This is a genomic window from Mucilaginibacter pineti, assembly GCF_900101875.1.
GTDB classification, from domain to species: Bacteria; Bacteroidota; Bacteroidia; order Sphingobacteriales; family Sphingobacteriaceae; genus Mucilaginibacter; species Mucilaginibacter pineti.
In genome coordinates this window covers 275,454-287,938 of record NZ_FNAI01000008.1, presented here as the reverse complement: position 1 = coordinate 287,938, position 12,485 = coordinate 275,454, and the positions used below count along the sequence as shown (strand labels likewise).

Annotated in this window: 14 protein-coding genes; 8 read left to right on the top strand and 6 right to left on the bottom strand. The window is 43.5% G+C overall.

The features are described 5' to 3' along the window. Positions 1-2: 2 nt before the first annotated feature. Together BLS59_RS18100 and BLS59_RS18095 are read right to left on the bottom strand one after the other, a co-directional pair. Positions 3-467: a GNAT family N-acetyltransferase gene (locus BLS59_RS18100; protein WP_091151189.1), complete on the bottom strand. Its 465-nt coding sequence runs from the start codon at positions 465-467 to the stop codon at positions 3-5. 198 nt (positions 468-665) lie between these two features. Further along, positions 666-1,355 (bottom strand): YggS family pyridoxal phosphate-dependent enzyme, encoded by a 690-nt coding sequence (locus tag BLS59_RS18095; RefSeq protein WP_091151188.1) that lies wholly within the window; start codon positions 1,353-1,355, stop codon positions 666-668. Positions 1,356-1,493: 138 nt separating this feature from the next. On the opposite strand from BLS59_RS18095, the gene BLS59_RS18090 reads away from it, so the two are divergent. From BLS59_RS18090 to BLS59_RS18070, 4 genes are all read left to right on the top strand, one after another. Beyond that, on the top strand, positions 1,494-2,036 hold the full coding sequence (locus tag BLS59_RS18090) for a DUF4296 domain-containing protein (protein ID WP_091151186.1): 543 nt from the start codon (positions 1,494-1,496) through the stop codon (positions 2,034-2,036). Beyond that, positions 2,017-4,380 (top strand): endonuclease MutS2, encoded by a 2,364-nt coding sequence (locus tag BLS59_RS18085; RefSeq protein ID WP_091151184.1) that lies wholly within the window; start codon positions 2,017-2,019, stop codon positions 4,378-4,380. Before BLS59_RS18090 ends, BLS59_RS18085 begins: the two co-directional genes overlap by 20 nt. A 17-nt stretch (positions 4,381-4,397) precedes the next feature. Next, positions 4,398-4,760 (top strand): VOC family protein, encoded by a 363-nt coding sequence (locus tag BLS59_RS18080; RefSeq protein ID WP_205411302.1) that lies wholly within the window; start codon positions 4,398-4,400, stop codon positions 4,758-4,760. Between the two features lie 328 nt (positions 4,761-5,088). Then, the gene (locus BLS59_RS18070) at positions 5,089-6,174 is read left to right on the top strand and encodes an SGNH/GDSL hydrolase family protein (protein WP_091151179.1); all 1,086 of its coding nucleotides are present in this window, start codon (positions 5,089-5,091) and stop codon (positions 6,172-6,174) included. Between the two features lie 182 nt (positions 6,175-6,356). Here the strand turns inward: BLS59_RS18070 and BLS59_RS18065 are convergent, their stop codons facing one another. Then, a complete protein-coding gene (locus BLS59_RS18065) occupies positions 6,357-6,920 on the bottom strand; it encodes a hypothetical protein (protein WP_091151177.1) in 564 nt (187 codons plus the stop codon). A gap of 220 nt (positions 6,921-7,140) precedes the next feature. Here BLS59_RS18065 and BLS59_RS18060 point away from each other — a divergent pair, with 220 nt between their 5' ends. Then, positions 7,141-7,845: a CoA transferase subunit A gene (locus BLS59_RS18060; RefSeq protein ID WP_091151175.1), complete on the top strand. Its 705-nt coding sequence runs from the start codon at positions 7,141-7,143 to the stop codon at positions 7,843-7,845. A 139-nt stretch (positions 7,846-7,984) separates the two neighbouring features. Continuing rightward, positions 7,985-8,641: a 3-oxoacid CoA-transferase subunit B gene (locus BLS59_RS18055; RefSeq protein WP_091151174.1), complete on the top strand. Its 657-nt coding sequence runs from the start codon at positions 7,985-7,987 to the stop codon at positions 8,639-8,641. Positions 8,642-8,772: 131 nt separating this feature from the next. On the opposite strand, the gene BLS59_RS18050 is transcribed toward BLS59_RS18055, so the two are convergent. From BLS59_RS18050 to BLS59_RS18040, 3 genes are read right to left on the bottom strand one after another with little or no spacing between them, the layout of a single operon-like run. Beyond that, positions 8,773-9,405, bottom strand: coding sequence for a uridine kinase family protein (locus BLS59_RS18050; RefSeq protein ID WP_091151172.1), 633 nt, complete (start codon positions 9,403-9,405; stop codon positions 8,773-8,775). Beyond that, a complete protein-coding gene (locus BLS59_RS18045; protein WP_091151170.1) occupies positions 9,398-10,420 on the bottom strand; it encodes a LysM peptidoglycan-binding domain-containing protein in 1,023 nt (340 codons plus the stop codon). The genes BLS59_RS18050 and BLS59_RS18045 overlap by 8 nt, the downstream gene beginning before the upstream one ends. A 21-nt stretch (positions 10,421-10,441) precedes the next feature. Beyond that, positions 10,442-11,227, bottom strand: a complete 786-nt coding sequence (locus tag BLS59_RS18040; RefSeq protein WP_091151168.1) for a DUF4905 domain-containing protein — start codon at positions 11,225-11,227, stop codon at positions 10,442-10,444. 74 nt (positions 11,228-11,301) lie between these two features. Between BLS59_RS18040 and BLS59_RS18035 the strand changes: the two genes are divergently transcribed. Then, the gene (locus BLS59_RS18035) at positions 11,302-11,781 is read left to right on the top strand and encodes a Dps family protein (protein ID WP_091151166.1); all 480 of its coding nucleotides are present in this window, start codon (positions 11,302-11,304) and stop codon (positions 11,779-11,781) included. A gap of 153 nt (positions 11,782-11,934) precedes the next feature. Continuing rightward, positions 11,935-12,363, top strand: a complete 429-nt coding sequence (locus tag BLS59_RS18030) for an SRPBCC family protein (RefSeq protein ID WP_091151164.1) — start codon at positions 11,935-11,937, stop codon at positions 12,361-12,363. The last annotated feature ends 122 nt before the right edge of the window (positions 12,364-12,485 follow it).

The following is a 12,485-nucleotide window of genomic DNA, read 5'->3' as shown; positions in this document are numbered from 1 at the left end:
AGTTAGTAGTTTAAAAGCTGTTCTTTTGATAACGAAGCGTTAAGCCATCCGGCCTCAATATTGGCTTCGTATTTATTATAAAAGTTGATGGCGGGTTCGTTCCAGTCGAGTACCTGCCAAACCATACCGCTAAAACCAAGTTCTTTGGCTTCCTGTATAAGCCTGTTGAACAATAGCTTGCCTAATCCCTTGCCGCGATAGGCTTCGGTAATGATCAGGTCTTCCAAATACAAGCGACTGCCTTTCCATGTAGAGTATCGGATATAATAAACCGCGAAACCCACTATTGCCCCCTCAACTTCGGCCACAAAAGCTTTCCACACGGGTTTGGCACCAAAACCGGCCTCAATAAATTCATCTAAAGTAACGGTAACTTCCTCCGGAGATTTTTCAAAGAGTGCCAGCTCATGTACCAGTTCCATCAGGCGCGGGCAATCTTCTTTTACAGCAATTCTTAAATTAGTCATTTTGTCATTAAGTCATTTCGCTTCGCTGTCATTAGCTATGCTGTCATTAGTCATTAGCTTCGCGTCATTAAGTCATTTCGCTACGCTGTCATTCGCTTAACGCTTTGTTCTTCGTGCTCGATCCCAAAAGTCGCACCTCGATCCCCGCACCTCGCTCAAAAACACACTCATCTGATCTCACACCTCCGACCTCCCAAATCAATTATTCTTCCAATGCTTCACCACCCGACCGCCAAAAATGGTACTGCCTACACGGATCATGTTGCTGCCCTGTTCAATGGCCAGTTTGTAATCGTTTGACATGCCCATTGATAAAATGTTAAAACTATCCACTTTTCTGAAATAGCTTTGCTTTATGCCGTCAAAAAAGGTCTTTAGTTCGTAATATTCGTCTTTTATCTGCTTCTCGCTGTCTGTATTGGTGGCAATGCCCATCAGTCCGCGTATGCGGATGTGTTGGAATGTGGCAAACTCATCGCTGCGAAGCAGTTCAATAGCTTCGTCAAAACCCAAACCAAATTTGGTTTCTTCATCAGCAATGTAAATTTGCAGCAGGCAGTCAATCACCCGGTTTGCTTTTTCGGCATGTTTATTTATCTCCTGCAAAAGCTTAATGCTATCAACAGATTGTATCATGCTAACAAAAGGAGCGATGTATTTTACCTTGTTGCTTTGCAGGTGCCCTATTAGGTGCCACTCAATATCTTTAGGTAGTTGTTCGTGTTTTTCAACCAGCTCCTGCACGGTGTTTTCGCCAAATAAACGCTGCCCGGCGTCGTAAGCTTCCTGCAGGTCGGCGGCGGGTTTTGTTTTTGATACCGCCAATAATAATACCTTACTTGCTTCCGTTTCTTTTTTTAAACTTTTGATGTTATCTGCAATGCTCATTTATCCGTAAATTTGCGTTATCAATCTGAAAATTTGAGAATTTGAAGATTTGAAAATGTTCACCGGTTTAAACAGGTATTTTCAAATTGCCGAATTTTCAAATTTTCAAATCAAATTAATTAGCCGCTAAATTACAGAATGCATAAATATTTAATCTTGTTTTTTTCAGCAACACTTTTTTTGTGTGGCTGCAAAGGCAATGGCACCCCAAGCGGGATCATAAAACCCGAAGTAATGACAGGCTTGCTCCTGCAAATTCACCTTATTGACGGCTCATTGTACAGCAGTGTACAAATGCCGGACAGTTTGTATAAATACGGGCACGGCAAGTATGAGGCAGCCTTAAAAAAGTTCCATGTAGATTCGGCCCAATTCAGGAAAAGCATGAATTACTATGCCAATGAATCGGGCAAGTTGTATGCTATATATGATTCTGTGGATAATAAACTTAAAAAACTTACGGATTCCGTAAACGTAGCAAGCGCTAAGGAACGGGCCATCACCCGCAAGGCCGATTCATTAAAAACCGATTCGGCATTAAAATCGCGCCGCAAACCGCTCACACCTGCCCAGCGGATGGATTCGGCCAGAAATGTGTCGGCACGACAAAGGATATCTTCAAGAATGGATTCGATCCGGAAATTAAATTTAAAACGTTTACATGCTATACCCAAAAAATAGTGTTGATAAGCTTGGGTTTACCGAGGTAAAGGAATTAATAAAAGCGCATTGCCTTAGCGAAATGGGTCAGCAAATGGTTGACAAGATTCAGGTGATGAGCAATTTCGACCAGATCTACAAGTTTTTAAACCAGGCCAATGAGTTCAAAAATATCCTGGTTAACGATGCCGCACTCCCCATACATCACTTTTTCGATATAAAAACTCTTGCCAATAAAGCCCGTATCGAAGGCGTTTTTTTGAGCGAGGAAGAATTTTACCAGGTGCAGGCTTCGTTGCAAACCGTGTTTGCGGTAATAGGTTATTTTAGTGAACGGGAAGGATTATACCCCAACCTTGAAGCTTTATTTGAACACTTACCCATTGAAAAGGCCATTCTTAAAAAGATAGATGCCATTATTGATCCTAAAGGAAAAATAAGACCAAACGCATCCCGCGATCTGCAGGAAATTACATCGGGCATTGCCAAAGCCGAGCAGGAAGCCAGGAGAAAGATAGATCAGATCTTCAAAAACGCATCATCAAGCGGATGGACGGCCGATGGCTCTCTGACCATACGTGACGGCCGCCTTTGTATACCCTTATTGGCTGAGAATAAACGTAAACTTAAAGGCTTTATTCATGACGAGTCGGCATCGGGCCAAACCGTTTATATGGAGCCCGAGGAAGTGTTTACCCTCAACAACCGCGTACGCGACCTTGAGTTTGAACGCCGCCGCGAGATAGTAAAAATATTAACCGCCCTAACTAATGAACTGCGGCCATACACACCGCTTTTACTGTCGTACCATAGTCTGCTTACCAAACTGGATTTTGTGCGCGCCAAAGCCCTGTTTGCCATAGATGTAGAGGCTGAAATGCCGCAGGTGGTTAATGAGCCAAAGCTTAAACTATTTAATGCCCGGCACCCGCTGTTGTTCCTCAATTTTAAAAAGGAGCAAAAAACAGTGGTGCCATTGAATGTACATATTGATGAGGGTACGCGTATTATCGTGGTATCGGGGCCAAATGCGGGCGGTAAATCTGTTTGTATGAAAACAGTTGGCCTGCTGCAAATGATGGTGCAGGCCGGTTTGCTGATCCCCGCTGCGGAGGCCAGTGTGGTTGGCGTATTTAAACAGGTTTTTGTTGATATTGGCGATGACCAGTCGATTGAAAGCGATTTGAGTACATACAGCGCGCACTTGTCAAAAATGAAGGCTTTTGTGGAAGATGCCAACGGCAAAACGCTGATACTGATAGATGAATTTGGTACCGGTACCGATCCGCAGTTTGGCGGACCAATAGCCGAGGCCGTGCTGGAATCGCTTAACCATAAAAAGGTGAAGGGGATGGTTACCACGCACTACTCCAACCTCAAGATCTTCGCCAGTAATACCGATGGGATAGAGAACGCTTCTATGCTGTTCAATAACGTGGAGATGAAACCGCTTTACCGGCTGGAAATTGGTAAGCCGGGCAGCTCCTATGCTTTTGAAATAGCGCAAAAGATAGGCTTGCCTCAAAATGTGCTTAACCTCGCCAGAAATAAAATAAGCGAAGGACAAAAAAAGGTAGATACCCTGCTGGTTGACCTGGAACGCGAGAAACGTGAAATTTTTGAAACCAAACAAAAGCTGGATAAGCAGCAGCGCCGCGTTAACGAGCTGCAGGCCGAAAACGAGAAGCTGAAAAGCTACCTGGAGGAAAACAAAAAAGTACTCATTCGCGAAGCTAAGGATCAGGCTAAAAATATTATCCTGAATGCCAATAAACTGGTGGAAAATACCATATCTGAAATAAAAAGCAGCAATGCCGATAAGGAAACTACCCGCAACCTGCGCGAAAATCTTAACATTGAACTTAAAAAGAACACTGTTAAGCCCGAGCCGGTAAAACCAACCGCAGCAGCCGATGAAGAGCTGAAACCCGGCGACTGGGTAAAACTGGTTGATTCGGAAACTACAGGGCAGGTAATTGAGCTGATAAAGGATAACGTGGTGATTGCCATTGGCGATTTACGTACGGTAGCTAAAAAGAAACGGGTTGTAAAGGTTAGTAAATCGGCAGTGCCAAAAGAGATACGGCGCACCATGAATTCGCACACCAGTGATTTTGCCAGCTTTAGTCCGGAGATTGACGTACGTGGTATGCGCACTGAAGATGCCCTACATTCGATAGAAAAGCTTTTTGACCGTGCGCTGATGATGGGTTTCAACAGCCTTAAAATTCTGCATGGCAAGGGCGACGGCATCCTGCGTAAAATGATAAGACAATACCTCAAAAAATATGAACAGGTAGACCGTATGGAAGATGAGCATGCCGACAGGGGCGGAGATGGGATAACTTATGTATATTTGAAATAACCAAATTATTGCATAAAATGACCCTAAAGAGTATCACCCCCATGTTATATACCCGTCAAGTACGGGAAAGCGTTGATTTTTACATAAACAACTTAGGTTTTACTTGTGTTGGCTTTGATGAAAACTGGGGATGGGCTACCGTAAGCCGGGACGATATTGAAATTATGTTTGCCTTACCTAATGACCATACCACTTTTACCGTACCCAAGTTTACGGGTTCATTCTACATCCGTACCGATAAGGTTGACGAGCTTTGGAACGAACTGAAGGAACACGCCGTAATTTGCTACCCTATTGAAACTTTTGATTACGGAATGCGTGAGTTTGCCGTGTTTGATTATAATGGGTATCTGCTGCAGTTTGGTACCCCGGTGGATTAGGTGGGGCGGTATTTGCTTTTAGGAAACTTGCCGCAGATTACTCACCCGACCATCGCTGCGCTCGGCCACCCTCTCTGCGGCAAGCCGCAAAGAGGGTACTGGATAGTTTGGTATTATTTAGAAGATATCATTAGAAAAGTAGTAGAAAAAAAAGTTTTCACCCTCTTTGCGGCGAAGCCGGAGAGAGGGTCGGCCAGCGAAGCGGAGCCGGGGTGAGTCGAACCGTATGCAATTCCACATAGCATGCATCCTGAAAAATAGTTTCCTTCTTATAATTCTCAAAAAGCCGTATAAGTTTTATAAATTTATCGGGATAACCTGTTTAAACATGTGTAAATTATACTCCTTTGGTCTGTTTTTATTTTTTGTAGTTGTATCATTAAATAGCTGCGCTCAGGGTTTTGTATTAAAAAGCAAGGATACGCGCATCCGCTATACGGGGCGTATTAATATGACAGATGAGGCTGCGGAAATGTATTGGACAGGTTCATCGATAAAGTTCAATTTTAATGGCAGCGGTGTATCGGCTGTGTTACAGGATGAGCGTGGCGATAATTATTTTACCGTGATATTGGACGGCCAGGTAATAAACACCCTCCATCTGGAGAATATGAAAAAAAACTATACGCTTGCCCAGGGTTTACCCGCCGCTCCGCATAGCATCGAGCTGTTTAAACGTACCGAGTGGGAAATGGGCAAGACCACCTTTTTTCAGTTTGTTTTGGCAAAGGATGCTACCGTGTTGCCGGCCTCGCCGGCAAAAAAACGGAAGATTGAGTTTTTTGGAAATTCCATTACCTGTGGCTATGCTGTTGAAGACACCACCGGACAGGACAGGGGTAGCGCACCTTACGAAAATGGCTATATCAGCTATGCTGCCATTACCGCCCGCCATTACAATGCCGATTATGTTTGTACCGCGAAAAGCGGCATAGGTGTTATGGTAAGCTGGTTTCCGCTTATTATGCCCGAAATGTACAACCGGCTGGATGCTACTGACCCAACCAGTATTTGGGATTTTAGCAAATACACGCCCGATGTGGTTGTTATCAACCTGTTTCAAAATGATTCGTGGATAGTGAACATGACCGATAACCCGCAGTTTAAGGAGCGCTTTGGTACTAAAAAACCCGATGAAGAACAGATAGTTAAAGCGTATCGTGATTTTGTAAAAACCATCCGAAAAAAATACCCCAAAGCTCAGATCCTTTGTATCTTGGGTGCTATGGACGCCACCAAAGCAGGTTCGCCATGGCCGGGATATATTGAAAAAGCCGTTGCGGGTTTAAATGATAAAACCATCTACACGCACATGATCCCCTACAAAAATACTAATGGTCACCCCAGCACCAAAGAGCAACAAGCCATGGCCGATGATCTGATTGGGTTTATGGATAAAACGGTACGCTGGTAAGCGCTTGATGTGCCGATATGCAGATTTCAGATATGCAGATTGTCTGAACCTTTATTCTTAGGAATACAGGATTACCCTGATTTATATAAAAGAACAGATGAAGGTTGATCTAAAAATCAATCATCATCTGCTCTTTTTATTTATCTGCACATTTGTAATCTGCATATCTGCACATCAAATAATTATTCCCCCACTTTCTGCTGGTCCGGCACCTCGTTTGGGCCGGGGATATTTTCCTGCTTTTTGTTATTATTTCCGTCGTCATCGGCAGTGCCTTCCTGGTAGGGTTGCTGGTTTTGCGGGTTGGGCGTTTTGTTGCCCTCGCTGTCGGTATCCTGTCCGCTGTTTTCGTCAGATCTACCTGTTTGTGCCGCGCCTGTTGCGGCGCTATAGTTTGATTGGCCTTGTTGGTTAGGATCTTTAAAATTATTGTTCTCCGGGTGTTCTTCGGATGGCTGTGTACGTCGGAAATACTCATTGGTGTAACCCGCTGTTTGTGATGGATTTGCAGGGTCATCCCCTGATGGGGTAAGGTTATTCTCGCCGAAATTATGGCCGCCCATAGGGTGGCCTTCCATACCCGGCGCGTTTTGATCTTTCATATCATCTTTTGAAGTTGGGAAGCCATGTTGCAGGTCTTTTTCTTCCAGATTGTCGTCGTCTACGCGGTAGCCGGTTGGTTTATTGTTCTCTGGTTGCTGCTGATCATGTTGATCGTTACGCAATTCATTATCTTCAAGTTTCATAGATGTATTATTATTGATGTATAAATTATAAGTATGAATTTTTCTAATTGTTTTGAATATTTAACTTAAAGGATAATTTGCGATGGGGGGGTGAATGTCCGGTGCTTTTAGCTCTTTGTCTTTAATCTTTCATCCCTTGTCTTTTATCTTTCAATCCTTGCTCTTTCCTCCCCATCCTTAATCCAAAATTGACTAATTTTACATCAACCAATTATTTAACATGAACAAAGTAGTTAGTGGTGCCGATGAGGCCATCCGCGATATTGCCGATGGTATGACCTTGATGTTGGGTGGCTTTGGACTATGCGGTTTACCCGAAAAATGTATTGCCGCCCTTGTAAAAAAAGGCGTAAAGGAGCTTACCTGTATCTCCAATAATGCCGGGGTTGACGACTTTGGCATTGGCCTGATGCTGAAACAGCGGCAGGTTAAAAAAATGATCTCTTCATACGTGGGCGAAAATGCCGAGTTTGAACGCCAGTTGCTTAGCGGCGAGCTGGAGGTAGAGCTTATTCCCCAAGGTACGTTGGCAACCCTTTGCATGGCCGCGGGGTACGGAATGCCCGCCATATTTACCCCCGCCGGTGTAGGTACCGAAGTAGCTATAGGCAAAGAGATCCGCAATTTTAGCGGTAAAGATTATTTAATGGAGATGGCTTTTGATGCCGACTTCGCGATAGTTAAAGCCTGGAAAGGCGACACTATGGGTAACCTTGTTTACCGATCAACCGCCCGCAATTTTAACCCGGTAATGGCCATGGCTGGTAAAATTACCATTGCCGAAGTAGAAGAATTGGTACAACCCGGCGAACTTGACCCAGACCATATTCACACCCCCGGCATCTACGTTCATCGTATTTTTCAGGGCGAGAATTATGAAAAAAGGATTGAGCAGCGGACGGTACGGATTAGGGAACAAGGATAAAAGAACAAAGATAAGAGATTTGTCATTGCGAGGTACGAAGCAATCTCATAGGATGGGCGTACACTTAGCAAATGGGATTGCCACGCTATCGCTCGCAATGACATAGTGAATAGTCGGCGTTATTAAATCGAAAGAAGTTATGTTAGACAAACAAGGAATAGCAAAGCGAATAGCTAAGGAAATAAAGGATGGTTACTATGTTAACCTGGGGATAGGAATCCCTACGCTGGTGGCCAATTACATTCCCGAAACAATGGATGTGGTGCTGCAGTCAGAAAACGGACTGCTTGGTATGGGACCTTTCCCGTTTGAAGGGGAGGAGGATGCGGATGTGATAAACGCAGGCAAACAAACCATTACCATGCTCCCCGGCTCGGCCATATTTGACTCGGCTATGAGTTTTGGGATGATCAGGGCGCGTAAGGTTAACCTCACTATCCTGGGCGCCATGGAAGTATCTGAAAACGGCGACATAGCTAATTGGAAAATCCCCGGAAAAATGGTTAAAGGCATGGGCGGCGCCATGGACCTGGTGGCATCTGCCGAAAACATCATAGTAGCCATGCAGCACGTTAACAAGGCCGGCGAATCAAAACTACTGCCCCAATGTTCGTTACCGCTAACCGGCGTTCACTGTGTTAAAAAAATAGTAACCGAACTTGGTGTATTTGACGTATTACCTCAGGGCGGATTTAAACTGCTGGAACGTGCCCCCGGCGTATCTGTAGAAGAAATAATTAAAGCAACTGCTGGTAAGCTGATAGTTGAAGGAGAGATACCGGAGATTTTGATTTGAAAAATAGTTCAATTTGAAGATTTGGTGATTTGAAAATTTGAAGATGAGTAGAGATTTTGAATTTAAACATGGTAATTAATCATCCTAATCAAAAAATCATTTGAATTTGAAATCATCATCAAATTTTCAAATTAAAAAAGCTTCTTTCTCAATTCAGTCGAAATTTCTTCTGTTACTCTTATGATATCATCTGCAACGTGGGTGTTGTTGGTGATAACCTTGTCGCACTCATCTTTGTAGGGCAGTAGAAATTCTTTGTAGGCAGGTACAACATGGTTTATCCACTTGTACATCACGTCATCGTACGAATATCCGCGCTCTATCAGGTCGCGTTTAATGCGTCGCTGCAGGGCAATATCTTCATCGGCATCAATAAATACCTTCATATCCAGCAGTTTGGAGATCTCCTTAAAATGCAGGATAAACAAACCTTCCACTATCATAATAGGGGCGGGTTTTATCTCCAGGATCTTGGGAATAGCTGTAGGATTATTAAATGTGTATTCGGGTTTAAGAATGGTTTCTTTATTTAGCAGTTTGCCAATATCCTCTTGAAAATGCAGGTTATCAATAGTAGATGGCAAATCGAAATTATACAGTTTATTTTCCTCTGGCGTCATGTTATGGGCCACGGGAATGTAGTAATCATCCTGCGATACAAGGCAAACTTCTTCGGCAGTAAAATGCTCCAGAAAACACTTCAAAAAAAAAGTTTTGCCAGATCCGCTACCTCCGGCAATACCAATAATATAAGGTTTATTCATTCGGACTACCGTAGCTGATAATTACGTGGATACGTTTGTCTAATGCGCCCAATGCGTCGGCGGTATTTTTAGTCATTACAATAAGTACATCCTTGGTGGCTTCACTATCCGTAAACCGGCCTACAACCTTGGCGTAGGTGGTATGGTTGTTCATGGGGTTGGTTATTTTTATAACCGTGCCAATTGGCGCTGTGCGGTGTAAAACAAGTTCTTTTTTAGGGTCGAGGCTGGTATCATCAATCCAGGTGGCTACCCCTTTTTCGTTCTTTTCGTATAAGCCAAAGCGGTTGGCTTTAAATTTGGCGTCGGCACTGTCAACAGCCATTGCAGATGAGTCTGGTTTAAGCACATCCTGTTTGGCAACCGGCCTGTCTTCGGGCGGCATACCGGTGCGTACCTTAATGATCTGATCAGGTTTAAGATCATTTGTAGTAAGACCATTCAATTTAATAATATCATCAACAGATGTATTAAAGCGTTTGGCTATCGAAAAAAGGGTTTCGCCGGCCGATACTTTGTATTGCTGTACGTTGGTGATATTATCCGGTGCAGCAGGTGTATTGGTTGTCGGCTGTTGTTGCTGTACCGGTGGTGCTTGTACAACCGGCGTTGCTACCTGTGGTTTTGGCTGTGTAACCGGGGTTTGTACCGGCGGTGCCTGCACGGGTGCCTTTGTAACGGGTTGGGTAACCGGCGGCTGTACTTGCGGTTTTGTTTGTGTAACGGGTGTTGTTGTTTGTGCTGCCTGTCCGTCAAATGATAGTTGGGTTGGCACTTTAATAATCCCGCCTATTTTTAGCGCGGCGTTGTTATTAAATGCGATGATATCCTTTGGGCTTACTTTATAACGGCGACCGATTGAATAATAATTATCCTTTGGATCGAGTTTGTGAAGAATAACTTTTTTGCCGTTCTGGTTTTCGACTCCGATAGAGTCCCTGGAAACTGATGTTGCAAAAACGGATATGGAAAGTGTAAGTAGGGGGGTGACCAATAATGCGATCTTTAATTTCATAATAAACTATAATACAGTAATTTATAAGTTCAATACTATTAATTCTGATCTGTTTTTGAGGTAGATCAGGTTGCTTTTATGTATAACAAACGCTTCGGGCTGCAATTTTTGTATACCGGTGTTCAACAAATCATGATAAACAATTGCGCCATCGTTGTTAAATATATACAAGTGTTGTTTTAGCTCCTGTTTTAAAAACGTGTGCAAAGATACAATTCTGAAATTATTGTGGTTCATGTAATGCACCGTATTTGCATAAGGCTCGTAGGGTAGGATAATACCGGTTAAAAGTTGCGCTGGCAGCAACTCGGGAACAAGGATGCTGTTGCTTGCCTCGGTATCAAGCACGGGTTGGTAGCTTCTGATGGTTTGCCCGGTTTTAATATCGGCCAGCAATAATTTTTTAGGCTGAAGCTGCGCATTATAAACCACCGGACCGTTAATGGTAAGGTGGTCGAACGCAAGGGTATAATCGCTCCACAACAGCTGGCCGGTAGCACTGTCGACAGCGATAAGGCCTTTATGATTAGGGCCGCTTGCTGATTGGTAATTGTGTATAAGCAGTACGCCGTTGTAAGTGGTTTCTATACCGGTAAGCCAGCGTTCGGGCGTGGTGAGGTTGGTAAAATTGACCGTTCCATCGGTAAGGTTTATCGAACCAAAGGCGGCTTGTTTTTCTTCAGTACTTCTTATTTCAAGGAGCAGGGTATTGCTTAAATCGTCAATTTCCATGCGCCAAACGGGCCACTGAAAAGGTACGGTTATTAAAGGTAGCAATTGTGTCATAAAGTGTGCAAATATGCTCATTTAAGTTAAAGACTGCTTAAATTTACCAAACATTGCTGCAAGGCATTTGTTAAAAAACTAAAATCACTATTACTATGAACGCTAAAGAAATAAGCCTTGAAGAAGGCAAAGTAAGACCAGTTGTTGACCACCTTAACGACTTGCTTGCAAACTACCACATTCATTACCAAAAACTACGCGGCTGCCACTGGAATGTAAAAGGCCCAAGCTTTTTTACCCTGCACCTTAAGTTTGAAGAATTATATACCGCCGCACTGCTTACCATTGATGAGCTTGCCGAAAGGATCCTGTCGTTAGGTAAACCGCCGTACAGCACTTTTAAAGATTATATTGAAACTTCAGAGATAAAAGAGATACAAACTATTGGTTTAAAAGATACGCTGATGGTGAAAGCTATTATTGCAGACCTTGCCGCACTTATTGCTAAAGAAAGGGAAATACTGGACATTACCGCCGAAGCCGGTGACGATGGTACCAACGATATGGTGAACCGCTTTATGCAATTCAATGAAAAAAATACCTGGATGCTGCGCTCATTTGTTAACGAGGACTAAGCAAACACTCCGTTATTGAAAAGCCTTCCCGATTTATTGGGGAGGCTTTTTTGTTGTAGGTCTTTTCGCCCTAAAAATGTCGCATTTGGCCATTAGTGGTTTAAAAATATTGCCCTACTTTTATCAAAAAGAAAATCACTAAATAAAACAAATATGGAAACTGCAGGTAAAACACCCATAACAGTACAAGCCACAGTAAATGCACCAATTGCAAAGGTTTGGGAATTTTGGACCAAGCCCGAACACATTACCCAATGGTGCAACGCATCTGACGATTGGCATGCACCCTTTGCCGATAACGACCCGCGTACAGGCGGCAAATTTAAAACAACTATGGCCGCTAAAGACGGCAGCTTCAGCTTTGATTTTGAAGGTGTTTACACCAACGTGCGGGACAACGAGGTAATTGAATATGCACTTGGCGATGGCCGCGAAGTAAAGATTGATTTTGTTGCCAATGGCGATGTTACGGAGATAACCGAAACCTTCGACCCTGAAACCACAAACCCTATTGAAATGCAGCAGGGCGGCTGGCAGGCCATTCTCAATAACTTTAAAAAACATGCCGAAGCAAACGCTTAACCAGGCATATTTGACGCCATAAGGGAACAAACGGTTGCTGCATTGCCATAATATAACCAATAACTGACAACTTATTGTTGCAAGATATTATCATTGGTGATATATTTGCCCCGCAGCTAAAC